At 64.9% G+C, this 22,330-nt stretch carries 24 protein-coding genes; 6 read left to right on the forward strand and 18 right to left on the reverse strand.

Going from position 1 to position 22,330, the window contains the following annotated elements; all coding sequences use genetic code 11:
• Position 1: 1 nt before the first annotated feature.
• From N551_RS0111265 to N551_RS0111280, 4 genes are all read left to right on the forward strand, one after another.
• Positions 2-1,096 carry a serine/threonine protein kinase gene (locus tag N551_RS0111265; RefSeq protein WP_027567071.1) on the forward strand — a complete coding sequence of 365 codons (1,095 nt, stop codon included), beginning with the start codon at positions 2-4 and terminating at the stop codon, positions 1,094-1,096.
• Between the two features lie 105 nt (positions 1,097-1,201).
• Positions 1,202-1,753 (forward strand): CAP domain-containing protein, encoded by a 552-nt coding sequence (locus N551_RS0111270; protein WP_035961291.1) that lies wholly within the window; start codon positions 1,202-1,204, stop codon positions 1,751-1,753.
• Between the two features lie 92 nt (positions 1,754-1,845).
• A complete protein-coding gene (locus N551_RS0111275; RefSeq protein ID WP_027567073.1) occupies positions 1,846-2,259 on the forward strand; it encodes a GFA family protein in 414 nt (137 codons plus the stop codon).
• A gap of 29 nt (positions 2,260-2,288) precedes the next feature.
• Positions 2,289-3,455 carry an aminotransferase class V-fold PLP-dependent enzyme gene (locus tag N551_RS0111280; protein ID WP_027567074.1) on the forward strand — a complete coding sequence of 389 codons (1,167 nt, stop codon included), beginning with the start codon at positions 2,289-2,291 and terminating at the stop codon, positions 3,453-3,455.
• Positions 3,456-3,485: 30 nt separating this feature from the next.
• Here the strand turns inward: N551_RS0111280 and N551_RS0111285 are convergent, their stop codons facing one another.
• The 6 genes from N551_RS0111285 to yajC are packed head-to-tail and all read right to left on the reverse strand — an operon-like array spanning position 3,486 to position 9,127.
• Positions 3,486-4,730, reverse strand: coding sequence for a threonine ammonia-lyase (locus N551_RS0111285; RefSeq protein WP_027567075.1), 1,245 nt, complete (start codon positions 4,728-4,730; stop codon positions 3,486-3,488).
• A 45-nt stretch (positions 4,731-4,775) separates the two neighbouring features.
• Positions 4,776-5,639, reverse strand: a complete 864-nt coding sequence (locus N551_RS0111290) for a phytoene/squalene synthase family protein (RefSeq protein WP_027567076.1) — start codon at positions 5,637-5,639, stop codon at positions 4,776-4,778.
• A complete protein-coding gene (locus tag N551_RS0111295) occupies positions 5,636-6,019 on the reverse strand; it encodes an Mth938-like domain-containing protein (RefSeq protein ID WP_007590678.1) in 384 nt (127 codons plus the stop codon). The genes N551_RS0111290 and N551_RS0111295 overlap by 4 nt, the downstream gene beginning before the upstream one ends.
• A gap of 60 nt (positions 6,020-6,079) precedes the next feature.
• Complete coding sequence (gene secF / locus N551_RS0111300) at positions 6,080-7,099, reverse strand: protein translocase subunit SecF (RefSeq protein WP_027567077.1); 1,020 nt, start codon at positions 7,097-7,099, stop codon at positions 6,080-6,082.
• Positions 7,100-7,109: 10 nt separating this feature from the next.
• Positions 7,110-8,714 (reverse strand): protein translocase subunit SecD, encoded by a 1,605-nt coding sequence (gene secD / locus N551_RS0111305; RefSeq protein WP_018458020.1) that lies wholly within the window; start codon positions 8,712-8,714, stop codon positions 7,110-7,112.
• 47 nt (positions 8,715-8,761) lie between these two features.
• A complete protein-coding gene (gene yajC / locus N551_RS0111310; protein ID WP_007590674.1) occupies positions 8,762-9,127 on the reverse strand; it encodes a preprotein translocase subunit YajC in 366 nt (121 codons plus the stop codon).
• A gap of 181 nt (positions 9,128-9,308) precedes the next feature.
• On the opposite strand from yajC, the gene N551_RS0111315 reads away from it, so the two are divergent.
• Positions 9,309-10,313, forward strand: coding sequence for an ATP-binding protein (locus tag N551_RS0111315; protein WP_027567078.1), 1,005 nt, complete (start codon positions 9,309-9,311; stop codon positions 10,311-10,313).
• A gap of 162 nt (positions 10,314-10,475) precedes the next feature.
• Here the strand turns inward: N551_RS0111315 and N551_RS0111320 are convergent, their stop codons facing one another.
• A complete protein-coding gene (locus N551_RS0111320; protein WP_027567079.1) occupies positions 10,476-11,867 on the reverse strand; it encodes a LysM peptidoglycan-binding domain-containing M23 family metallopeptidase in 1,392 nt (463 codons plus the stop codon).
• A gap of 109 nt (positions 11,868-11,976) precedes the next feature.
• Positions 11,977-12,627 carry a protein-L-isoaspartate(D-aspartate) O-methyltransferase gene (locus N551_RS0111325; RefSeq protein ID WP_027567080.1) on the reverse strand — a complete coding sequence of 217 codons (651 nt, stop codon included), beginning with the start codon at positions 12,625-12,627 and terminating at the stop codon, positions 11,977-11,979.
• A 226-nt stretch (positions 12,628-12,853) separates the two neighbouring features.
• Between N551_RS0111325 and N551_RS0111330 the strand changes: the two genes are divergently transcribed.
• The gene (locus N551_RS0111330; protein ID WP_027567081.1) at positions 12,854-13,225 is read left to right on the forward strand and encodes a response regulator; all 372 of its coding nucleotides are present in this window, start codon (positions 12,854-12,856) and stop codon (positions 13,223-13,225) included.
• Positions 13,226-13,260: 35 nt separating this feature from the next.
• On the opposite strand, the gene surE is transcribed toward N551_RS0111330, so the two are convergent.
• The 10 genes from surE to N551_RS0111380 form a co-directional block, all read right to left on the reverse strand.
• Positions 13,261-14,028 carry a 5'/3'-nucleotidase SurE gene (gene surE, locus N551_RS0111335; RefSeq protein WP_027567082.1) on the reverse strand — a complete coding sequence of 256 codons (768 nt, stop codon included), beginning with the start codon at positions 14,026-14,028 and terminating at the stop codon, positions 13,261-13,263.
• Positions 14,029-14,133: 105 nt separating this feature from the next.
• Complete coding sequence (locus tag N551_RS0111340) at positions 14,134-14,496, reverse strand: hypothetical protein (protein ID WP_027567083.1); 363 nt, start codon at positions 14,494-14,496, stop codon at positions 14,134-14,136.
• Positions 14,497-14,590: 94 nt separating this feature from the next.
• The gene (gene serS / locus N551_RS0111345; protein WP_027567084.1) at positions 14,591-15,922 is read right to left on the reverse strand and encodes a serine--tRNA ligase; all 1,332 of its coding nucleotides are present in this window, start codon (positions 15,920-15,922) and stop codon (positions 14,591-14,593) included.
• 219 nt (positions 15,923-16,141) lie between these two features.
• Positions 16,142-16,954 carry a twin-arginine translocase subunit TatC gene (gene tatC, locus N551_RS0111350; RefSeq protein ID WP_027567085.1) on the reverse strand — a complete coding sequence of 271 codons (813 nt, stop codon included), beginning with the start codon at positions 16,952-16,954 and terminating at the stop codon, positions 16,142-16,144.
• Positions 16,951-17,520, reverse strand: coding sequence for a Sec-independent protein translocase protein TatB (gene tatB, locus N551_RS0111355; RefSeq protein WP_027567086.1), 570 nt, complete (start codon positions 17,518-17,520; stop codon positions 16,951-16,953). Before tatB ends, tatC begins: the two co-directional genes overlap by 4 nt.
• Before the next feature lie 88 nt (positions 17,521-17,608).
• The gene (locus N551_RS0111360) at positions 17,609-17,845 is read right to left on the reverse strand and encodes a twin-arginine translocase TatA/TatE family subunit (protein ID WP_007610722.1); all 237 of its coding nucleotides are present in this window, start codon (positions 17,843-17,845) and stop codon (positions 17,609-17,611) included.
• 166 nt (positions 17,846-18,011) lie between these two features.
• Positions 18,012-18,764, reverse strand: coding sequence for an SMC-Scp complex subunit ScpB (gene scpB / locus N551_RS0111365; protein ID WP_027567087.1), 753 nt, complete (start codon positions 18,762-18,764; stop codon positions 18,012-18,014).
• A 21-nt stretch (positions 18,765-18,785) separates the two neighbouring features.
• Entirely contained in the window at positions 18,786-19,625 is an 840-nt protein-coding gene (locus N551_RS0111370) for a ScpA family protein (RefSeq protein WP_007590654.1), read from the reverse strand.
• The gene (nagZ, locus tag N551_RS0111375; RefSeq protein ID WP_027567088.1) at positions 19,622-20,650 is read right to left on the reverse strand and encodes a beta-N-acetylhexosaminidase; all 1,029 of its coding nucleotides are present in this window, start codon (positions 20,648-20,650) and stop codon (positions 19,622-19,624) included. The genes N551_RS0111370 and nagZ overlap by 4 nt, the downstream gene beginning before the upstream one ends.
• A 45-nt stretch (positions 20,651-20,695) precedes the next feature.
• A complete protein-coding gene (locus N551_RS0111380; protein WP_027567089.1) occupies positions 20,696-22,258 on the reverse strand; it encodes an SPOR domain-containing protein in 1,563 nt (520 codons plus the stop codon).
• Positions 22,259-22,330 lie beyond the last annotated feature (72 nt).

Here is a 22,330-nt window from a genome sequence, read left to right on the forward strand (position 1 = left end):
GATGAACCTTCCCAAAGACGACGCCGCAACACTCTCGGCGCGCTGGACCGAGGGCGTGCTGCTCAAGCGCGACGTGTTCTCGACCGTCGAACGCGGCCGCTTCCGCGACGATGACGGCGAGGTCGACGCGGTGCTGCGCCGCCTCGACGAGGCGCCGTGGTGGTCATTCCTTTTGGCGCGCCATCTGTTCGCCCGTGAGACGCATGCGCTGGCACTCGCCAAGGGGCTCGATGTCGGCCCCGAGCTGCTGTGGGCCGGACGCCGCGCGCTGGTGCGCAGCTTCGTCGATGGTGTCGCGCTGCATTTGGCGAAACCGCATGGCGACCTCGCCTATTTTCGCTCGGCCAAGGCCGCGCTGCGACGGCTGCGCCGCGCCGGCATCTGCCACAACGATCTTGCCAAGGAACAGAACTGGCTGGTCGGCCGCGACGGTCGCGCCTATGTGACCGACTTCCAGCTCGCGGCCTGCTTCGACCGGCGCGGCCGGCTTTACCGCATCTTGGCCTATGAAGATCTCCGGCATCTGCTCAAGCACAAGCGCTCCTACGCGCCCGAGGCGCTGACGCCGCGCGAGCGGAAAATCCTGGCGAAGAAGTCGTTCGCCGCCAGCCTCTGGCTGGCTACCGGCAAGAAGGTTTATCGGGCAATCACGCGCGGCCTGTTCAACTTCACCGACCGAGAAGGCGGCGGCCGAAGGCTCGTCAACGACGCGCCGGTGTTGGCGGAATTGATCCGCAAGAACCCCGCCGTGCGCGACACCGCCATCGTGGCCTTTGCCGACCGCCGCTCCGGCGTCGGGCTCTATGCCTTCGTCGAAGCCGATCAGGCCGCGCTCGAAGGCCAATTGCGGAACGAGCTCAGCGCCGCCAAAGGGCCGAAGCCCCCGGAACACATCCAGGTCGTGCACGCGCTGCCACGCAACGCCGACGGCAAGCCGCGCACGGAGATTCTGCAACTGGTCGCCATGAACCAGCTCGACCTGATCGAGCCGATGATGAAGAACGACCAGGACCGCGCTTTCCTCAAGGACATCTTGGAGCAGCGCAAGAACCTGCGCGACCGCTTCAATTTCGAGGCCGACCTGCCTGCCGGCTAGTGTGGATCACGCCTTGAAGCGTCCACATTGGCGATAGAGAAGCGATCCGATAATTCGAACTTGGCGGCGGGGCTTGGCGGGGTCATGGGCACTCGGGGGACGATGATGCATCGTGTGGTTGGCGGCCTGATCGCCGGCCTTCTGCTGCTCGCCGCCGCGCCCGCAATGGCCGAGTCCCCGGCCGAGCTGATCTCCAGCTTCCGCCTCAAACATGGAGAGGTCCGCGTCGTCCGCGATTCGACCCTCGACCGCATCGCAATGGACCAGGCGCGCGCGATGGCGACGAAGGACGACCTCAGTCACGACGCCCTCGGCCCGTTCAACCGCCGGGTCGCACCGGCCGGCGCAGGCCGCGCCGCCGAGAACATCGCCTACGGCTACGACAATTTCGAGAAGACCCTGGGACAGTGGATCGACTCGTCGGGACACCGCAAAAATTTGCTGCTGCACAACGCTTCCCGCGTCGGGATCGCGAGCGCGAAAAACGCCAGCGGCAAACGCACCTATTGGGCGATGGTGATCGCCGGCGACTACGAGCCGAAGGGCAAAGGCAAGAAGGACAAGGAGCCCCTCGTTGCCGTGAAACGCGAAGCCGCTCCTGCGAGCAAGCCCAAATCCGGCGGCTGCCACATCAAGCTGCTCGGCCTCTGCATCTGAGGCGAGACGCCACGCCGGAAGCATTGTTGCGCGCGCTTCTCCGACCGGCCAATATGACCGCGCCGCTATCCTCAACCAACCTGAGGCGATCAATGGCCAAAAAATACACCGCTCAATGCGCCTGTGGCGCAATCAAGTTCGAATTCAGCACCGATCCGTCCTTCATCGCCAATTGTCATTGCAACGATTGCAAGCGCGCTTCCGGCGGCGAGATGGCGACCTTCTTCGCGGTGCCCGAGGACGATTTCACGCTTCTCTGCGGCAAGCCGAAGGCGTTTCACTACATCGCCAATTCCGGCAAAGGCCTGGATCGCAATTTCTGCCCGGAATGCGGTTCGCGGGTCTTTACCACTAACCTCGATAGCTTCCCCAAGACGTTCTTCGTCCAGTTGGGCAGCCTCGACCGGCCCGACCTCGTCGCACCGAAGCTCGAGATGTTCACCAAGCGTCGGATGTCGTGGAACACGCCGCTCAACCTGCCGCAGTTCGAGGAAATGCCGCACTGACGCGACGATAGTCCGAGCCGGAGATTGACTTGATCAACATCGAGCGAGTACGTGCCGACACGCCAGCCACTTCCAGACTTGCGTATCTGCACAACGCGGGGGCGGCTCTCATGCCTGTCGCTGTCGCCGAAGCCATGAAGCAGCATATCGATCTGGAGAGCGAGGTCGGAGGCTATGCCGCCGCCGACCGTGAGGCGCCCCGGCTTGAATCCGTCTACGGCTCAGTGGCGCGCCTGCTGAATGCCGCACCCGATGAGATCGCCCTCATGGAGAATGCGACGGTTGCTTGGCAGATGGCGTTCTACGCGCTTCCATTTCGTCAGGGCGACCGGATCCTGACCGCCGAGGCGGAGTACGCTGCCAACTATGTCGCCTTTCTCCAGGTCGCCAAGCGAACAGGCGTCGCGATCGACATCGTGCCGAGCGATGCTAGCGGCGAGCTCGACGTTGACGCGCTCGAAAGCATGATCGATGAGCGCGTGAAACTGATTGCGATCACATGGGTTCCGACCAATGGCGGGCTGGTCAATCCGGCTGCGGCCGTCGGCAAGATCGCGCGAGCGCGAGGCATTCCTTATCTGCTCGACGCCTGCCAGGCGGTCGGACAAATGGCGGTCGACGTCGAGGCCATCGGCTGTGACATGTTGTCGGCGACCGGTCGCAAATTCCTCCGCGGCCCGCGCGGCACCGGTTTTCTCTACGTCCGCCGGGCGATGCTGCAGCGGCTCGAACCGCCAATGATCGACCACTTCGCCGCACCCTGGGTGTCCCGGGACGCTTACCGGCTGCGTGACGATGCGCGCCGTTTCGAGACCTGGGAGAACAACTACGCAGCCCGGCTTGGGTTGGGCGCGGCTGTCGATTATGCCCTCGATATCGGCATAGGCCCCATCGAGCAGCGTTGCCGCATGCTGGCGGACCGCCTCCGGGGCGGCCTTGCGTCCATTCGCGGTATCAGAATTCGTGACCTCGGACGCGCTCCGGGAGCCATCGTCAGCTTCACGGTGGACGGGTACGAGGCTGAAGCGGTCGTCAGCAACGCGGCCGCAGCCGGCATCACGATCGGTGCCTCAGATCCGTCGAGCACGCGCATCGATGCCGAAATTCGCTCGCTGCCGCCGGTGGTGCGCGCCTCCCCGCATTACTACAATACGGAAGCCGAGATCGATCGGTTGATCGTCCATCTGGCGGTTTGACGCCGCGATAGCGGCGGGCGCGCGCACAGCTCAGGTACAGCGCGCACTCAATCCGGATGCCCCAAGCTTCGCCATGACCTCGTCGAGATGGGCGCTGTCGCGGGTCTCGATCACCAATTGCAGCAACGTTGCCTTGGCTGGAAGATCCGAGAAGGTGCGCTGGTGCGAGACCTCGATGATGTTGGCGCCGGCCTCGGCCAGCAGTGCCGCGACCGCAGCCAGTTGGCCAGGCCTGTCGGGGATGTCGAGCGACAGCTGGGTGAGCCGCCCCTCACGCGCCAACTCGCGGGTCAGGACTGATGCAATCAGCCGCGTGTCGATATTGCCGCCGCTCAGCACCAGCCCGACCTTCTGGCTGGCGAAACGGGACGGGTCGGACATCAGTGCGGCGAGACCGGCGGCGCCGGCGCCTTCGACAACCGTCTTCTCGATCGAGATCAGGGTTGCCACCGCGCGCTCGAGCTCGGCTTCGTTGACGAGCGCAATGTCGTCGACAAGGCGGCGGACGATTTCGGTCGTGAGCTTGCCGGGCGACTTCACCGCAATGCCTTCGGCGAGTGTGTCGCCACGCGCCGGCAGATTGCCGTTATGGATGGCATTGTACATCGAGGGGTAGAGCCAGGCCTCGACGCCGAGGATCCGCAGCGACGGCTTGATCGATTTCGCGGCAATGGCGATCCCGCTGATCAGGCCACCGCCGCCGATCGGGACGACCAGCGTATCGAGCTCCGGCACGGCCTTGAGTATTTCCAGCCCGACCGTGCCCTGCCCCGCGATGACAAGCGGATCGTCATAGGGATGGACGAAGATCATGCCGCAGGCTTCGCCGTGGCTGCGCGCATACGCGGCCGCCTCCTCCAGCGTGGCACCCGTCACCACCACCTCGGCGCCGTGATGCCTGGTGTTTTCGACCTTCACCATGGGTGTGCCGACCGGCATGACGATGGTGGCGGGAATGCCGAGCCGCTTGGCGTGATAGGCGACGCCTTGCGCGTGATTACCCGCCGACATCGCGACGACGCCTCGCGCGCGCTCCTCCGGCGTCAGCGCCGTGAGGCGGTTGAGCGCGCCGCGCTCCTTGAACGAGGAGGTGAACTGGAGGTTCTCGAATTTCAGCCAGATGTCGCAGCCGCAGATATTGCTCAGCGTGCGGCTGTAGCTACAGGGCGTCTCGACGACGGCGCAGCGGATCGTCTCGGCAGCGGCATGGATATCGCTCAGCGAGATCGGAAGGCCGCTGAGATCAGTGGCGATGCTTTGGGACAACTCAGCCATGGGACAGCATAGGGCATTTGGCAGTTTGAGGCGATAAGCCAACCGCTATTTGGTAAATTCCCGGGCACGCGAGGCCCGCCACAGCGTCCACAGCGTGCGCAGCCGCGGCGATTGCTCCGGCGTGAACGGATTACGCCCGGGCTGCGACAAGCGCTTGAGGTCGGCCCGTACCTGGCTCAGCGGAAGGAACGCTGGACGCACGGATGCCGGCACCTCCACCAGCAGCGACAAGGCCGTCGTCAAATGTTGCCGCGCCTCGCCCGAGAGTTGGTCCAGCGCGGCGCGCAAGTTTGGCGTCTCCTTGCCGGCGAACACGTCTTCCACGTCGCAATCGTGGCTCGCCAGCACCTGCTGCGGCAGGAACAATTGCCGGCGCGCCGCATCGCGCGGCAGATTGGCGATGACCCGTACGATGCCCTGCGCCAGCCCGGCATGGCGGGCGAGATGCTCGGCCGCCTCCGACGGTGGTCCCATGATCCGGGCGGCGAGATCGAACAGCGCCGATGAGGTCGCCGCGAGGTAGCCTTCCAGCGCCGCCATTGTTGGCATTGGGTCGTTGTAGAGATCGAATTGATGCTCGTCGGCGAGCAGCGACAGCGGCTCGACCGGCAGGTCGAAATCACGGATTGCGCGGAGAAGCTCCGCCGCTACCGGATTGCCCTCGGCGCTGCCATGCACCTGGCCCGACAGCATGTCGGTCCACCATTGCAGGCGGATTTCACCGGGCAAGGGCTGGCTCACCTGGTCGCGGACGCGGACGATCTCGACATTGAAGGCATAGAGCGCCAGCAGCGCGCGACGCTTGGCAGCGGGCGCGAACAGGGTCGCGGCATAGCGCGGAAAGTCGTGGCTGCGTACGAGGTCAGCGCAGAACGCGGCAGAATCCGGCGCCGGCGCGGAGCCACTCATGGCACGGCGATCAGCGCGGCCGCGACGCGCCGCCGTTCGCCGATCATGATGTTGTAGGTGCGCACGGCGGGACCGGTCTGCATCGTGTCCAGAACCACCCGCGCCGCTTTGAGCGCCTGGCGCAGTTCCGCTGGCGGCAGCCAGACCCCGGTTCCGGTGCCGATCAGGAGCGTGTCGATGCTGTTGGCGGACTTGAAGACTCGATCCAGCGAATAGCGGTCGATCTTCGCGGGGTCCGTTATGTCCCAGGCCCAGATCGCGTCGGGCAGGCAAAGCAGCGATCCCCGATGCGACATGCCGGCAAAGGCAAAGCCGCCCTTGCCATAGGCTTCGATCGGCGCCGAGCGGGGGAAATGCGGTGCGTTGGGATCGCCGGCCATGAGCTTCGTCCGAATGAGCTTACTGCCCTCGCAAACTCCTGCGAGGGCATGCGGTTCGGATCATGCCTTGCTTTTCTTCGCCGGCGTAGCCTTATCGACCGCATCTTCGCGATGCTCGCCGACGCCGAGATAGATCAGGATCGGGGCTGCAATGAAGATCGAGGTATAGGTGCCGACCAGCACCACGCCGAACATCATGACCGCGGTGAAGCTGTGGATGGCATGACCGCCGAACAGCAGCAGCGCCAGCAGCGCCAGCGTCACGGTGAAATGGGTGATGATCGAGCGCGACAGCGTCGAGTTGATCGATTCGTTGAGAAGCTGCGGCATCGGCATCTTCTTGTAGCGCCGCAGCATTTCACGGATGCGGTCGTAGATGACGACGGTGTCGTTGAGCGAATAGCCCAAAATGGTCAGAAGCGCCGCGATGCTGGTCAGGTCGAAATCGACTTGGCTGATCGACATGAAGCCGATCGTCAGCACGATGTCGTGCACGTTGGCGATCATGGCCCCAAGCGCGAACTGCCACTCGAAGCGGAACCAGAGGTAGACCAGGATCGAGACGATCGCCAGCATCAGGCCGAGCATGCCGTAGGCGAGCAATTCGCCCGATACGCGCGGTCCCACCACCTCGACGCGGCGATAGTCGACGGAATCGCCAAGCGCGGTGCGGACCTTCTGCACGGCCTCCTGCTGTGCGGCGTCGCCGCCCGGCTGCTCCGCCACGCGGATCAGGACGTCCGCGGGGCCGCCGAATTGCTGCAACTGGACTTCGCCGAGACGCAGGCCATCCAACGTCGTACGCATCGCCGCAATATCGGCGGTGCCAGACTTGGCCTGCACCTCCAGCAGCGTGCCGCCGCGGAAGTCGATGCCGAAATTCAGTCCATGGGTGAAGAACAGCGTGATCGCGACGATCGACAGCGCCGCCGAGATCGGGAAACTGATCCGGCGAAACCGCGTGAAGTCGAAATGAGTATCGTCGGGGACGATGCGCAGCGACGGCAGCCAGCCGAACGCCGCAACCACGGTGAGGATGGCAATGAGGACGCCGAGCCCGATGAGAACGGTGTGATTCACGATCAGGCTCCTAGATCGGCACGCTCTGCGGCCGCTTCCACCGCACCCACCAGGCCACGATCAGCCGGGTCAGGGTGAAGGCGGTGAACACCGTGGTGATGATGCCGATTCCGAGCGTCACGGCGAAGCCGCGCACCGGACCGGTGCCGATGTAGAACAGCACCGCGGCGGCAATGAAAGTGGTGATGTTGGAATCGAGGATGGTCGCAAGCGCCCGCTTGAAGCCGGCGTCGATCGCCGAGATCGCGTTGCGGCCGCCACGCAATTCCTCGCGGATGCGCTCGTAGATCAGCACGTTGGAATCGACCGCGATGCCGACGGTGAGCACGATGCCGGCGATGCCGGGCAGCGTCAGCGTGGCGTTGAGCAGCGACAACAGGCCGAAGATCATGGCCACATTGATGGCCACCGCGATGTTGGCGAACACGCCGAACAGCCGGTAGGTCAAGAGCATGAAGATGATCACCAGGATCGAGCCGACATAGGCGGCGAGCTCGCCCTTCTCGATCGAGTCCTGGCCGAGGCCCGGACCGACGGTGCGCTCCTCGACCACCGTGAGCGGTGCCGGCAGCGCGCCGGCGCGCAGCAGGATCGCGAGATCGTTGGCCGATTGCACGGTGAAACTGCCGGAGATCTGGCCCTGTCCGCCAGTGATCGGTTCGCGGATCACGGGAGCCGAGATGACCTTGTTGTCGAGCACGATCGCAAAAGGCAGCCCGACGTTCTCTTGGGTGGCCTGCGAGAACTTGCGCGCTCCTGACGTATTGAACTTGAAGCTGACGACGGGTTCGCTCGTGCGCTGGTCGAAGCTCGCTTGGGCATCGGTCAGATCGCCGCCGGCGACCAGCACCTGCTTCTTGACCACATAGGGTGTGGGCGGCGGCGACGCGCTCATCAGAAGCTCGGATTCCGGCGGCAAACGTCCCTGCTGCGCCTGATCGGGCGGCACAGACGTATCGACCATGCGGAATTCCATCTTCGCGGTCTTGCCCAACAATTCCTTCAGACGGGTCGGGTCCTGGAGGCCGGGGACCTGCACCAGGATGCGGTCGTTGCCCTGGCGCTGGATGACGGGCTCGACGGTGCCGAGCTCGTTGACGCGGCGTTCGACGATCTGGATCGACTGCTCGATGGTCTTGCGCATGCGGTCGAGCATCGCGGCCTGCGGGATGGTGAGGCGGATCACCCCACCGCCGGCGTCAGTGACATCCAGGTCGCGCTGACCGCTGGATCCGACCAGTCCGCCCAGCGGCTGGGACAGCTCGCGCAGCTTGGCGAGCGCAGGCTGCAGGTCGGATTCCTTGGTGATCCGCACCTCGGCCGCGTCGTTGCGCACGGTGACGCCGCCGGTGAAGCCGATCTTGGCATCGCGCAGCGTCCGGCGAACATCGTCGCGGACCTGGTCGAGCCTCTCTTTCTTCACATAGTTGCCGTCGACCTCGAGCAGCAGATAGGAGCCGCCTTGAAGATCGAGGCCGAGCACGAGCCGACGCTGCGCCCAGGCGGGCCAGGTCTTGACCTGCGCTTCCGGAAAGAAGTTCGGGACCGCGCAGAGGCACACGATCAGCGCCGTCAGGATAATCCCGAGCGCCTTCCACCGCGTGAAATACAACATCGACTGGACCTGTCAGATCAGGGGATTTCAGAGACTCGCGGAAGCGCTCACTTCGCCGCGGCGTCGTCCTTGGCGCTTTCCTTGGATTCCTTGGCCGGCTCGCCCTTAGCGCGCACGCCGGAGACCATCGAGCGCATCTGCCGCACGCGCACACCATCGGCGATCTCGAACTCGATCTGGTCGTCGTCGACGACCTTGGTGACCTTGCCGACGAGGCCGCCCGAGGTCACGACGGTGTCGCCGCGGCGGATGTTCTTCACGAGGTCGGCGTGGTCACGGACCTTCTTCTGCTGCGGACGCAGAATCAGGAAGTACATGATCACGAAGATCAGGGCGAACGGCAGCAGCGACATCAACATGCCGCTGGTGTCGCCGGCGCCCGCAGCCTGGGCATACGCAGGGGTAATCAGCATTCGGACGATCCTCGTGAGAACGGGGGAAAACCGGTCAGGCCCAAATGGCGACCGGTTCGGTCAAATTCGCGCGGACTATAGCGGCCATTGCCCCAATTGCAACGCTGCCAGACCGCCCCTTTTAGCCACCTTGCGGCGCGCGCTCAGGCCCGATAAGGCTGCATTCTCAGGAACTTCGAACATGCCCCAAAAACCAAGCAAAAGCCCGGCCGGCAAAGGCCCCCGCACCCCTGCCACGAAGCCAGCCCGCGTCGCGGCAAAACGTCCCAAGGCAGCCCTCAAAGTAGCTTCCAAGGTGACTTCCAAGACGAACCAAAACGTCTCCCAGGAGCGCATGGTTCGCGCGCTGGAGACGATCGCGGCGCACCTCTCCGCTCAAGGCAAGCCCGCCGTCGAACGCGAGTCGTTCAAGCAGGCGGATGCTTTCGTCTGGCATCCGGACGGCCGCCTTGCGGCGGTGCCGCGGGTCAGCCGCGTCGAACTGTTCCTGCTCAAGGGCGTCGACCGGATGCGCGACATCCTGATGGAGAACACCGAGCGCTTCGCCAACGGATTGCCCGCCAACAACGCATTGCTCTGGGGCGCGCGCGGCATGGGCAAGTCGTCGCTCGTGAAGGCGGCGCATGCCAGCATCAACGCGGAGCGCAAACCGGCCGACAGACTGAAGCTGATCGAGATTCATCGCGAGGACATCGAGAGCCTGCCGGCGCTGATGGAGCAGCTTCGCGCCTCGTCCTTCCGCTTCATCGTGTTCTGCGACGACCTCTCCTTCGACGGCAATGATGCGTCCTACAAATCGCTCAAGGCGGTGCTCGAAGGTGGCATCGAGGGTCGGCCGGAGAACGTCATCCTCTACGCCACCTCCAACCGCCGCCATCTGCTGGCGCGCGAGATGATCGAGAACGAGCGCTCGACCGCGATCAATCCCGGCGAAGCCGTCGAGGAGAAGGTCTCGCTGTCGGATCGCTTTGGTCTCTGGCTCGGCTTCCACCGCTGCAGCCAGGACGAATATCTCGCCATGGTGCGGGGCTATTGCAGCCATTTCGGCGTCAAGGTCGACGACGACGCGCTGGAGCGCGAGGCCCTTGAATGGTCGACGACGCGCGGCTCGCGCTCGGGCCGCGTCGCCTGGCAGTTCGTGCAGGAGCTTGCGGGACGGCTTGGCGTGAAGCTGACGGCGACGTAGCAAGCTGCCGCCACTTCCCTGACCTGTCATTCCCCGCGCAGGCGGGGAATCCAGTATTCCGGAGACGGTTTTGATCGATCGAGACGCTGCAGCGTACTGGGTCGCCCGGTCGAGCCGGGCGACGACACCGCGTTTGTGGCGATGGCGCGCCCTATTTCAAGCTCACGCCCCGTTCAGGAATTGAAGCGGGTCAACCGGGCTCGATCCCTTACGGATCTCGAAGTGGAGCTGCGGCGACGCCACCTCCCCGGATTGACCCGACTTGGCAATGACCTGGCCGCGCTTGATGGTATCGCCGCGCTTCACCATCAGCTCACTCGCATGGGCATATGCGGTGACGTAGCCGTTGGAGTGCCGAACCAGGACGAGATTGCCGTAACCTTTGAGCTCGTTGCCGGAATAGGCAACGACACCGTCTTCAGCCGCCTTGACCGGCGTACCCTCGGGCACCGCGAGATTGATGCCGTCGTTGGACTTGCCATTGGTCTTGGCGCCGTAGCTCGTGACCACCTTGCCGCGCACCGGCCAGCGGAAAGTCGGCAGCGCGCTGGTGGTCTCCGTAGCTTTCGCCGGAGCTTCCGCGGCCTTGTCTTCGACATTCGCCGTGGCCTGGGCCAGGCGCGCGCTCTGCACCGGCGCGGCGACGGCCGCCATCTTGGTGGCGGGCGCAGGGGCGGCCGCAACGGGCTGCAGCGTCCCCACAACGGGAGCGGCTCCGACCGGAGCCGCGGCAAGCGGTGCCGCGACAGCTGCGGTCTTGGCGCCCGGCACGGCCAGCCTGGCGCCGAGCTTGAGTTTTGCAGAGGCATCGAGGCCGTTGGCGCGGGCCAGTTCGGCCGCCGAGATATGGTTCTTGCGGGCAATGCTGGCGAGCGTGTCGCCGTGGTTCACGAAGTGCGTGGTCGACGGCGCGGCTACGGCGGCAACCGGCCTCGCAGCAGGCGCCAGCGCGGGGGCCGCCGCAACGGGAGCCATGAGCGGCGCGGGCGCAGCGGCGGTGGCCTGATGCGGAATGATCAGCTGCTGGCCGGGCGAGAGCGCGCGTGGGCCCTTATAGCCGTTGGCCGCGAGGATCGCCTGCGGCGTGACGCGATAGCGTTTGGCAAGCAGGTCGAGCGTATCGCTGGTGCCAACGATGATCTTGGTTCCACCGACCGGCTGGGCGGCTGCAACCGAGCGCGGCGGCACGGTGGCCGTGGTCTCGAGATGCGGCTGCGCCGGGGGGGCGTAGGAGCCGACACCGCGGCCGCCTCCAGACACACCGCCTGCCGCAACGGGATAGGATTGCGGCGCGGACACTGCCGGCGGCAAAGGCTGCGACTGATAGTAACCGGACTGTGTCTGCGGCCGCGAATATTGCGGCAACTCACGCTGCGGCGGCGGTGCCTGTTGCACCGAACCGGTCGATTCCTGCGCGAAGGGATTGGAGAAGTTCGACTGGGACATGCGCGACGACATGTCGGCGCTGCACCCTGCGAAGCTGAAGGAGATCAGCGCCAGCACCGCGACCTGCGGCACACGGCGCGAGTAAAGCAACTCGGCGGCAACGGACATGGTTACTCACTCGTACGCAACAGAACTGGTCTTTTAAGTAAACACGCGCCGAGTAAATAACGGCTTAACCCTCCCAATAAGATGTTGGCAGCGCAGCCAATCCGGAATTCTACAGCTCCCGCGCCACCCCGGGCAGCGCCGGCACGAACCGGACCTCGACGAGTTCCTTGCGCTCGATCCCGGCTTCGGTCCGGCTCAGGCGGATCAGTGTCTGCACGCCCTGATGCGGGCCGACGGGCGCGATCAGGATGCCGCCCACCTCCAGCCGCTCGACCAGGTTGTCCGGAAGCTGCTCCATTGCGGCCGTGACGATGATGCGGTCGAACGGCCCGATATTGGCAGGCAGGTTGAGTCCGTCGCCCAGCATCACTTCGACATTGTGATAGTTGAGCTTTTCAAGCCTGATACGTGCGGCATCCGCAAGCTTGCGGTAGCGCTCGACCGTCAACACCTGCCCGGCGAGCCGCGACAGCACCGCCGCCTGGTAGCCCGAGCCGGCGCCGATCTCGAGCACGCGGTGCTTTTTCTGAAGCTGGAGCTGCTCGGTCATGTAGGCGACGACGAAGGGCTGGCTGATGGTCTGCCCGCAGGCGATCGGCAGCGCGCTGTCGCGATAGGCCCCGTCGCGATCGGCCTCGTCGACGAATTGATCGCGCGGCACCTCCTCCATGGCCCGCAGGACCGCCTGGTCGCTGATGCCCCGACGCCTCAGCGTGAGCTGAAACATCATCTTTTCCGGCGGGTGCTGATGGGAGGTCATTGCCTGCTTGTGCTGTCTTTGGGGTCCGGGACGCCAACCCTGGGGCGCGGGATTCCTGTTCCGGCTCAGGGAACCCGTGATACGCTTCGGATGGCGTAGTTGACCACAAATTGGCTTGCAACGGGCGAGCCTCGACGGCCATTTTCATGCATCCGTTCGTCGAAACGCGCATTGCGTCGATTCATGTTATCTGCGAACGTTTTTGGCAATGGGCAAGGACTCGACCATGACCTCGACGGGGCTTACCGGCCGCTCTGTATTCCTCGTCGAAGACGAGGTGATGATCAGGATGATGGTCGCGGACATGCTCGAAGAGCTTGGCTACAAGATCGCAGCCGAGGCTGGCGACATCACCGAAGCCATGCGGCTCGCCCAGGCAACCGAGTTCGACATCGCCATTCTCGACGTCAACGTCAACGGCAAGGTCATCTCGCCGGTCGCCGACGTCATCAAGGCGAAGGGCTGCCCGTTCATCTTCGCCACCGGATACGGCTCCTCCGGCCTGCCCGAGCAGTACCGCGATCGGCCGGCGCTTCAGAAGCCGTTTCAGCTCGACGCGCTCGGCAAGACCATCGAAGCCGCGCTTCGCGGCGGCTAGGCCCCGTTCCAGGTCGGATTACTTCAAGGTCGGACTTACTTCAACGTCGCACTCAGCGCCTCGGAAAACGCCTCGTTGGTCCGGTCGAGCCTGAGCGGCGTGACGGAGACGTAGCGTTCGCGCAGCGCCGCGAGATCGGTGCCTTCAGCGGGCGTATCCATCATCACAGTGCGCTCGAAGCCGATCCAGAAATACGGATTGCCACGGCCGTCCTTGCGCTCGTCGATCTTGAGGAAGCCGAGATTGCGCTTGCCCTGCCGCGTCACGCGAATGCCAAGCACATCTTCCGGCGCGCAGGCCGGGAAGTTGACGTTGATGACGGTGTCCTTCGGGATGCCGGCGGCGATCACCTTGCGCAGGATGTCGGGACCGAATTTGCGCGCCGTGTCCCACAGCGGCCGCTCGCGCGTCTCGACGCTGAATTCCTGAGACAGGGCGAAGGACGGCAGCCCCAGGATGGTGCCCTCCAGCGCGCCGGCGATGGTGCCGGAATAGACCACGTCCTCGGCGACATTGCGGCCCTTGTTGACGCCGGACAGCACGACATCGGGCAGCTTGGCACCGAGGATGTGGCGCGCGCCCATGATGACGCAGTCGGTCGGCGTGCCGCGCACCGCGAAATGCCGCGGACCCACCTCGCGCAGGCGCAGCGGATCGTTCAGCGACAGCGAATGCGACACGCCGGACTGGTCGAGCTCAGGCGCGACAACCCAGACGTCATCGGACAATGCGCGCGCGATCTCCTCCAGGACCTTGAGGCCGGGGGCGTGGATGCCGTCGTCATTGGTGCAGAGAATGCGCATGGGAAAAGTCGATTCCTGAAGCGGGTCTGAGCCGTCTTATCCGGCCGGGGCCGATCAGGCAAACCGGACGGTTGGGGCCGGCGGCAGGTTTCCGGCCTGGTCCTGTTAGCGACGAACGCGCCATTGCGGCAGGAAGCGCGCCAGCCGGCCCTCGGCATGCAATTTCATCGCCGGCACGACCGGGGTCACGATCGGCACCTCGATCACGCCGAGCGCCTCCAGCTGTGCAACGAACGGGTCCGCTACCGGCGTCTGCGGAAAGCGCTCGCGCGCCAGCGTCAGTGCCTGGTCGAAATCCGCGGCATTCACACCGGGCTTCGCCCGCCGGCCCTGGACCAGATCGTCGTCCCAGAGCCGCTTGGTCTCAATGTCGAGCACACCACGCAGCCGCTGATCGACGGCCTGGATGCCGGCACCCGTCACCGCCCATTGTCTGCCGACCCAGAAGATATCGCGGTGCAAGGCCATGAACGATGGGTTCGCGTTGTCGGGTGGCCGGCAGGATAACCGGCCGCCCGATCTTCGCAACCAAACGTTTCTCCGTTTCAGATGGGCAGCACGCCTAGTCGCGTGCGACCACCTTCAGCCCGCCCATATAGGGCTGGAGCACGCTGGGGACCGCGATAGAGCCGTCCTCCTGCTGATAGGTCTCCATCACGGCGATCAGCGCGCGGCCGAGCGCTGTGCCGGAGCCGTTGAGCGTGTGCACGAACCGCGGCTTGCCATCGGGGCCGCGCGAGCGCGCGTCCATCCGGCGGGCCTGGAAATCGCCGCACACCGAGCAGCTCGAGATCTCGCGGAATGCCCCGCCGTCGCCTTGGCCCGGCATCCAGACCTCGATGTCATAGGTTTTTTGCGACGAGAAACCCATATCCCCGGTGCACAGCGTCATCACACGGTAATGCAGGTCGAGCCGCCGCAGCACTTCCTCGGCACAGGCGAGCATGCGCTCGTGCTCGTCCTTGCTCGTCTCCGGCGTCGTGATCGAGACCAGTTCGACCTTGGTGAACTGGTGCTGCCGGATCATGCCGCGGGTGTCGCGCCCAGCGGCGCCCGCCTCCGCGCGAAAGCACGGCGTCAGCGCGGTCAGTCGCATCGGCAGCTGCTTTTCGTCAAGGATGGATTCGCGGACGAGATTGGTGAGCGCCACCTCCGCGGTCGGAATGATCCCGAGACGCTCGGTGCGGAGCCGCTCATGGTCGGGCTCGGCGAGCAATTCGCCCTTGATCGCCCAGAACTGGTCGTCCTCGAATTTCGGCAATTGTCCGGTGCCGAACATAATCTCGTTACGCACGAGCAGCGGCGGATTGATCTCGGTATAGCCGTGCTCGTCGACGTGTAGATTCAGCATGAACTGACCGAGCGCGCGCTCGAGCCGCGCCAGTCCCTTCTTCAGCACGACGAAGCGCGCGCCGGAGAGCTTCGCCGCGATCTCGAAATCCATGTCACCGAGCGCGGCGCCGAGATCGTCATGGGGTTTTGGCGCGAACGTGTAGTTGCGCCTGTTGCCGAAGACATGGCGCTGCACATTGCCGTGCTCGTCGACACCATCGGGCACCTCGCCGAGCGGCAGATTCGGGATCGCCGCGAGCTCCTTGGCGAGCTCCTCGTCGGCAGCCTTCGCGGTCGCCTCGAGCTCCGGCATCGTGGTCTTGAGCTCGGTAACTTCCGCCATCAACTTCGCCGCGCGCGCCTCGTCCTTCGCCTTCTTGGCATCGCCGATTTCCTTGGAGGCCGCATTGCGCCGCGCCTGCGCCTGCTCGGAAGCCAGGATCGCCGCACGCCGGGTCTCGTCGATCGCGAGCAGCGACGCCGACAGTGGCTTCAGGCCGCGTCGTGCAAGGCCGGCGTCGAAGGCTTGCGGGTTGTCGCGGATCGATTTGATGTCGTGCATGGCCGAGGTCCTGGGGCTTGTTGCAACCCTGCAAATCCTGGATTTGCATTTATGCAAATGGCTGCTTCCCCTAGCACGGCTGTCATCGCCCGCGAAAGCGGGTGATCCAGTATTCCAGAGACGTCCGTGATTCCCCCGATGGGCGGCGGCGTACTGGATTCCCCGCTCCAGTGCGCAATTGCGCACAAGGCGGGGAATGACAGCGGAGATCGGGGCGCCTTACTCCGCCGGGCCGGCCGGCGTCGATACGTCAGTGCCGGTGGTGGCCTTTGAAGCGGCCGCCTTCTTCTCCACAATTCCCACCGCGATGATCGAGCCCTCGTAGAGCGCGAGCAAGGGGATCGCGAGCGAGCACTGGCTGAGCACGTCGGGCGGGGTCAGAACGGCCGCGATGACGAAGGCAACGACGATGAAATAGCGGCGCTTCTCGCGCAGCATCTTTGACGTGACGATACCGATGCGCCCGAGCAGCGTCAGGATCACCGGAAGCTGGAAGGCGATGCCGAAGGCGAAGATCAGCGACATCATCAGCGACAGATATTCGCCGACCTTGGGCAGGAGCTGGATCTGCGCGGTCTCGTCGCTGCCGGCCTGCTGCATGCCGAGCGAGAAGCGGACCAGCATCGGCAGCACGACGAAATAGACCAGTGCGGCACCCAACACGAAGAAGAACGGGGTCGCGACCAGATACGGCAGAAAGGCCTGCTTCTCGTGCTTGTAGAGGCCCGGAGCGACGAACTTGTAGATCTGCGTCGCGACGATCGGGAACGAGATGAAGCCGGCGCCGAACAGCGCAAGCTTGAGCTGGGTGATGAAATATTCCAGCAGCGCGGTGTAGATGAATTTCGAGTTCTCGGGACCCGCGACCCACACGAATGGCCAGACCAGCACATTGTAGATCTGCTTGGCGAAGAAGAAGCAGAAGATGAAGGCAATGCCGAAGCCGAGCAGCGCTTTGATCAGCCGCGAACGCAGCTCGATCAAATGGTCCATCAGGGGAGCTTTGCTGGCCTCGATATCGGCGGCGCTCATGACGCTTTGGCGTCCTTGATCGCCTCGGCCGGCGCAGTGTCCTGCGTGACCGAATCTTGCGTGATCGAGCCTTGCGTGACCGAACCTTGAGCGACCTGCGCCTGCTCGACCTCACGGGTGATGGCGAGCGGCTCGTTCACGGCCGCATGTGCCTCGGCTTCCACGAAGGTTTCGGGCGTCGGCGCTTCCGGCGTGGTGGGCGTCGTCACCGCTTCGCTTGAAGTCGCCGGCGGTTCGGCGCCGGTCGAGGCCGAGGTCTCGGCCGGCTTGTCCAGCGCATCGACGCGGAGCGCGTCGCTGACGTCTTTCTGAAGCGAGGTCATCAGATTGTTGCCGGCGAAACCGGAAGCCGCTTCCTTGACCTCGTCGAAGCTCTTCTTGAGGTCGGCCATTTCGGCCTCGCGCATCGCTTCCTGGAATTGGCCCTGGAATTCGGCGGCCATCTTCCGCGCCTTGCCCATCCACTGCCCGACCATGCGCAGCACGCCCGGCAGCTCTTTCGGGCCGATGGCGATCAGGGCCACGACCCCGATCAGGACCAGTTCACTCCACCCGATATCGAACATGAGGTCTTCCGTTCACGCCAGCCGCAGCCGGCCCAATCCCTCGCGCGCAGGATCGGGTCCGCTACCCGCGTCTCGCGTGCTCTCTGGCTTAGACGGCCTTGCTGCCGACGTCGGACCGTGCCGCGGTTGGCGCGGCATTGTTGTGCTCGATGGACTTGGCCGGCTCGGGCTTGTCGGCGACCTTGTCGTCGTCCTGCATGCCCTTCTTGAACGCCTTGATGCCCTGCGCCACGTCGCCCATCAGATCCGAAATCTTGCCGCGACCGAACAGCAGCAGGACCACTGCGATCACCAGGACCCAGTGCCAAATGCTGAGTGAACCCATCCTGCAACCCTCCAAACGCGCATGGCCGGGGACCGGCCGATCTTCACCGAAACCTAGGCTTGGCAGGTGTCAAAAACAAGGACCAAGACAGCGCCAATTCGCTGTTGGCGCTACGTAATTTTGCTAGTGTTAACTGGTCGCAGGGGGGCACCAAAAGACCCAGACGTCAGTCCTCGCTGCCGCCCTCGCCACCCTCATGGCCGCCTTCCGGCGGCGTCTCGGGCTCGACAGCAGGCGCCAGCGCGAGATCAAGGTCCTCGCCCGGCTCCAGCGGATCCTCGTCCTCACGCAAAGTCGGGTCATCCGACGGCGTCGGCACGCTGAATCCGGTCGGCAGGCGCGAATCCAGCAGGCCCGTGCCCTTCAGCTCCTCCAGACCCGGCAGATCGCCGAGCTGTTCCAGCGTGAACTGCGACAGGAAGTCCTCGGTGGTTCCGAAGGTCAAGGGACGGCCCGGCGTCTTGCGACGACCACGCGGCTTGATCCAGCCGGTTTCCAGCAGCACGTCCAGCGTGCCCTTCGAGGTGACGACGCCACGGATCTCCTCGATCTCCGCGCGCGTCACCGGCTGGTGATAGGCGATGATCGCCAGCACTTCGATCGCGGCGCGCGACAGGCGGCGGGTCTCGGTGCTCTCGCGGGTCATCAGCCAGGCGAGATCGCCCGCCGTGCGGAAGGTCCATTTGTTGGCGACCCGCACGAGATTCACGCCGCGCAGGGAATAGTCGGCCTGCAACTGCTCGAGCGCAGCCTTCACGTCCACACCCTCGGGCATGCGCTTGGCCAGCGTCGCGGTGTCCAGCGGTTCATTCGAAGCGAACAGCAGCGCTTCCAGCAGCCGCAATTCTTCGGGACGTGCCTGGGACTCGTTCTCCATCGGCTCGGCCTCTTCTACCCGCACTTCAGCCAGGCTTGCCATGGCAGATTCTCCTTGTTGCACTTAAGCGACCGGCGCATCGGGCGCAGGAGCTGCGTCCATGACCGGCTTGGGGCGCCCCTTCCGGAAATAGATGGGCGCAAACGCCTCTTTCTGATTCAGCTCGAGCTGACCTTCGCGCACCAGCTCGAGCGCAGCCGCGAAACTCGAGGCGAGCACCGTCGCGCGCTGCGTCGGATCGGCGACGTGCTGCAGCAGAAAATCGTCGAGAACGCCCCAATCGTCCTGCTCGCTGATGCTGCCGACCAGCCGCTCCAGCGTGGCGCGCGCCTCGGCGAGCGACCACACCGTGCGCTTGGCCAGATGCACGCTCGCCAGCACGCGCGACTGGCGCTGCGCGGCATAGGCGGTGAGCAGGTCATAGAGCGTTGCGGTGTATTTCGGATGCTTGATCTCGGCGATCTGCTCGGGCTCGCCGCGCGGGAAGATGTCGCGCAGCAATTGCTGCCGGTTCATCAGCCGGTTGGCGGCTTCACGTATGGCCTCCAGCCTGCGCAGGCGGTTGGCGAGCGCCGTCGCCATCTGCTCCGCGCTAGGGCCTTCCGCACTCGGCGGCTCCGGCAGCAGCAGGCGCGATTTCAGGAAGGCGAGCCAGGCCGCCATCACGAGATAATCGGCGGCAAGCTCGAGGCGGATCTTTCGCGCGGCTTCGATGAAGTGGAGATACTGGTCGGCGAGTGCCAGGATCGAAATCTTGGCGAGATCGACCTTCTGCTGCCGCGCCAGTGCGAGCAACAGGTCGAGCGGACCCTCGTAGCCCTCGACGTCCACCACCAACGCCGGCTCACCCTCGGCGAGCTCTGCGGGCCGCCCGGTTTCAAACGATAGGATTTCTGCGGTCATGCCGATGCCGTGTTTGCCCGTGCGATCAATGCGTCCAGTTCGGCGCGTGCGGCCGCGCGATCGAACGGCTGAGGTCCCTTGCGCGCCGCGAGCGCGGCGTTCGCCCGCTCCAGCGCCCTGCCCGCCAGTTCGGGTGTCTGGCCGGCGACCTCACGCATCTCCTCGATGTTGCCGTTGCAATGCAGGGCCATGTCGCAACCGGCCGCAAAAATCGCGCGGGTCCGCTCGGCGATATTGCCCGACAGCGCATTCATCGACACGTCATCACTCATTAACAAGCCCTGGAACCCGATTGTGCCGCGAATCACCTCAGCGATCATTGTCGCAGATGTCGTCGCCGGATGGGCGGAGTCGACCGCGCTAAACACAACATGTGCAGTCATGGCCATCGGCAAATCCGCCAAAGGCTTGAACGCCGCGAAGTCGGTGCGATCCAGTTCGTCTCGCGACGTGTCGACCGTCGGCAGATTGAAATGGGTATCGGCCGTAGCTCGGCCATGGCCGGGGATGTGCTTGAGCACCGGCAACACGCCGCCCTCTTCCAGGCCCTCGGTGACCGCGCGGGCGATCGCGGCGACCTTGCCCGGTTCGGTGCCGTAAGCCCTGTTCCCGATGACGGCGTTGGCGCCAGCCACCGGCACGTCGGCCAGCGGCAAGCAATCCACGGTAATGCCGAGATCCGCGAGATCGGCCGCGATCAGCCGGGCGCTGAGGCGCGCCGCCTTCAGCCCGAGCGTCGAATCAGTATCGTAGAGGCCTGCGAAAATAGCGCCCGGCGGATAGACCGGCCAATGCGGCGGCCCTAGGCGCTGCACCCGGCCGCCCTCCTGGTCGATCAGGACAGGGGCATCAGGAGAGCCCGCAACCGCCCGCAATTCCGCAACGAGTGCAGCAACTTGAGCCGGCGTCTCGACGTTGCGCTTGAAGAGGATGAAACCCCATGGGCGTTCGCTGCGGATAAACTCCCGCTCAGCGGCGGTTAGTTCCGTTCCGGAAACGCCGGTAATGAAGGCCCGCGTGCTCATACGGCCGATTAACCCCGACCCGCGAGAGGGTCAAGGAAACGGCCGTTAATTCCTCTGGACGAAGCAGGCAGACAGGCCCGCGGATTTCAAACTGTTGCAGGCCTGGTTCGCCTCTTCGAGCGAGCCGTAGGGCCCAGCGAAGGCGCGGTAGACGATTCCCTTGCCCTTGTCGGTCAGGTCGACCCGCTTGACCACCGGTGCGCGGGAGCCGAGCACGCTGCCGTACTTGCCCTGAAGCACCCGGTAGGAGGCATGAGCGCTATCCTCGGTCTGCTGCGAGGAGACCTGCACGACGTAGCCGCCGCCGCTGCTCGCGGGCGCAATCTGCGTCGGATTGGTCGCAGCCATCCGCTGCGGCGGCTCCGCAGCCGGCGCCGATTGCGGCGTCAGCGAGAGCGGCTGATTGGCACTGGCATTGGCCGAGGTCGGTGGAGTGCGCGGTGCAGCGGGTGCCGCAACGGGCTTCGGTTGAGCTGCCGGCTTCGCGACGGTGGCGGCTTGCGACGCCGTGGCGTCGGTCTGATCGCCCTTCACGGCCACGGTCCTGATCGCGCGCGGCGAATTGTTCGGCAGCGTGCCGTTGCTCGGATTCGGTCCCGCACTCGACAACGGAATGCTGGACGGCGAGACGCTTGCGACCGGCGGCGGGTTCGCGTTCTGGTTCAGCGGCGGGAACACGACGCGGGGACCTCCCGCCTTGGCGTTGACGTCGACAGGCGCCTCCTCGCGCGGCACGATCTTCTCGGCGCCATCTCCGGTGACCATGCGGTCCGGCACCTTGGCCGAGGAGTCCGACGGCGCCGGCACGATTTTGGTCGGCGTGTTGTCGGCCTTGATGATCGGCGGCTCGCCGCTGCGGGGCGAGCCCACATAGGTCTTGTAGGCGAACGCAGCGCCGGTCCCGACCACGGCAAGAGCCAGGATCGCCGCGACCGTCATCATGCCTCCGCGCTGCTTCTTCGGCTCGTCGAGATCGGCCTCGGGATAGTCGCTCTGGAACGCGTAAGGATCGTCGGGATAGGCGGGATCGCGCTGGTAGTCCTGCTCGCCCGCCTCCAACCGTCCGTAGAGCGCATCGTCATAGCGCGCCGGATCGGGCTGCTGATAGGCTTGCTCTTGGTAAGCCTGATCGTGTTGCTGGTAGGCCTGATCCTGATAGGCAGGAGCTTGATAAGCAGGAGCTTGATAGGCCTGATCCGGATAGGCCTGCGGCTGACGAAAATCAGGTTCGGGCTCGGGCGCAGTCGGCTGGGCTGAATAACGATGCAGTGGATGAACCGGGTTTACGGAAGCGGGATAGGCAGGCTCAGCTGGCGCCGTCTGCGGCTGCACATTGGCGCGCCGCATCCATGAGGGCGGTCCGGGCGGCGGCGGGGCCTGCTCGGCATAGTCCTGCTGGTCATCGTCCTGGCGATAGTCGTCGTCCTGATAGCTCCGAGCAGGCGCAGGCGCTGCTGGCGGGTGCGCACCCGGCCGCCCTTGCGCTGCGAACGGATCGGTCTGCCCGATCAGGCGGGCAAGTTCGGCCAAGGGATCGCCGCTCCCATGCTGATCGCCACCGCGATAGTCATCGGAAGGAAACGGTCTGTCCTGATATCGTTCGGCCATCGTGATGATGCGTCCCTTCGGGAAAGCCGCGCGCCCCTCGACCAAGGCACGGCTTTCGACCCACAAGGCTTT

The sequence above is a fragment of the Bradyrhizobium sp. URHA0013 genome (assembly GCF_000518345.1).
Lineage (GTDB): Bacteria > Pseudomonadota > Alphaproteobacteria > Rhizobiales > Xanthobacteraceae > Bradyrhizobium.

What these genes read in the sequence shown, in the direction of transcription:
- N551_RS0111360 (WP_007610722.1), bottom strand. Translation starts at nt 17,845, where the DNA reads ATGGGTTCACTCAGCATTTGGCACTGGGTCCTGGTGATCGCAGTGGTC.
- N551_RS0111285 (WP_027567075.1), bottom strand. Translation starts at nt 4,730, where the DNA reads ATGGCTGAGTTGTCCCAAAGCATCGCCACTGATCTCAGCGGCCTTCCG.
- serS (WP_027567084.1), bottom strand. Translation starts at nt 15,922, where the DNA reads ATGCACGACATCAAATCGATCCGCGACAACCCGCAAGCCTTCGACGCC.
- N551_RS0111295 (WP_007590678.1), bottom strand. Translation starts at nt 6,019, where the DNA reads ATGGCCGGCGATCCCAACGCACCGCATTTCCCCCGCTCGGCGCCGATC.
- yajC (WP_007590674.1), bottom strand. Translation starts at nt 9,127, where the DNA reads ATGCTGATTACCCCTGCGTATGCCCAGGCTGCGGGCGCCGGCGACACC.
- tatC (WP_027567085.1), bottom strand. Translation starts at nt 16,954, where the DNA reads ATGAGCGCCGCCGATATCGAGGCCAGCAAAGCTCCCCTGATGGACCAT.
- nagZ (WP_027567088.1), bottom strand. Translation starts at nt 20,650, where the DNA reads ATGAGCACGCGGGCCTTCATTACCGGCGTTTCCGGAACGGAACTAACC.
- N551_RS0111315 (WP_027567078.1), top strand. Translation starts at nt 9,309, where the DNA reads ATGCCCCAAAAACCAAGCAAAAGCCCGGCCGGCAAAGGCCCCCGCACC.
- N551_RS0111325 (WP_027567080.1), bottom strand. Translation starts at nt 12,627, where the DNA reads ATGACCTCCCATCAGCACCCGCCGGAAAAGATGATGTTTCAGCTCACG.
- N551_RS0111380 (WP_027567089.1), bottom strand. Translation starts at nt 22,258, where the DNA reads ATGGCCGAACGATATCAGGACAGACCGTTTCCTTCCGATGACTATCGC.
- N551_RS0111275 (WP_027567073.1), top strand. Translation starts at nt 1,846, where the DNA reads ATGGCCAAAAAATACACCGCTCAATGCGCCTGTGGCGCAATCAAGTTC.
- scpB (WP_027567087.1), bottom strand. Translation starts at nt 18,764, where the DNA reads ATGGCAAGCCTGGCTGAAGTGCGGGTAGAAGAGGCCGAGCCGATGGAG.
- N551_RS0111370 (WP_007590654.1), bottom strand. Translation starts at nt 19,625, where the DNA reads ATGACCGCAGAAATCCTATCGTTTGAAACCGGGCGGCCCGCAGAGCTC.
- N551_RS0111340 (WP_027567083.1), bottom strand. Translation starts at nt 14,496, where the DNA reads ATGGCCTTGCACCGCGATATCTTCTGGGTCGGCAGACAATGGGCGGTG.
- N551_RS0111320 (WP_027567079.1), bottom strand. Translation starts at nt 11,867, where the DNA reads ATGTCCGTTGCCGCCGAGTTGCTTTACTCGCGCCGTGTGCCGCAGGTC.
- N551_RS0111290 (WP_027567076.1), bottom strand. Translation starts at nt 5,639, where the DNA reads ATGAGTGGCTCCGCGCCGGCGCCGGATTCTGCCGCGTTCTGCGCTGAC.
- N551_RS0111330 (WP_027567081.1), top strand. Translation starts at nt 12,854, where the DNA reads ATGACCTCGACGGGGCTTACCGGCCGCTCTGTATTCCTCGTCGAAGAC.
- secD (WP_018458020.1), bottom strand. Translation starts at nt 8,714, where the DNA reads ATGTTGTATTTCACGCGGTGGAAGGCGCTCGGGATTATCCTGACGGCG.
- N551_RS0111265 (WP_027567071.1), top strand. Translation starts at nt 2, where the DNA reads ATGAACCTTCCCAAAGACGACGCCGCAACACTCTCGGCGCGCTGGACC.
- tatB (WP_027567086.1), bottom strand. Translation starts at nt 17,520, where the DNA reads ATGTTCGATATCGGGTGGAGTGAACTGGTCCTGATCGGGGTCGTGGCC.
- N551_RS0111270 (WP_035961291.1), top strand. Translation starts at nt 1,202, where the DNA reads ATGCATCGTGTGGTTGGCGGCCTGATCGCCGGCCTTCTGCTGCTCGCC.
- surE (WP_027567082.1), bottom strand. Translation starts at nt 14,028, where the DNA reads ATGCGCATTCTCTGCACCAATGACGACGGCATCCACGCCCCCGGCCTC.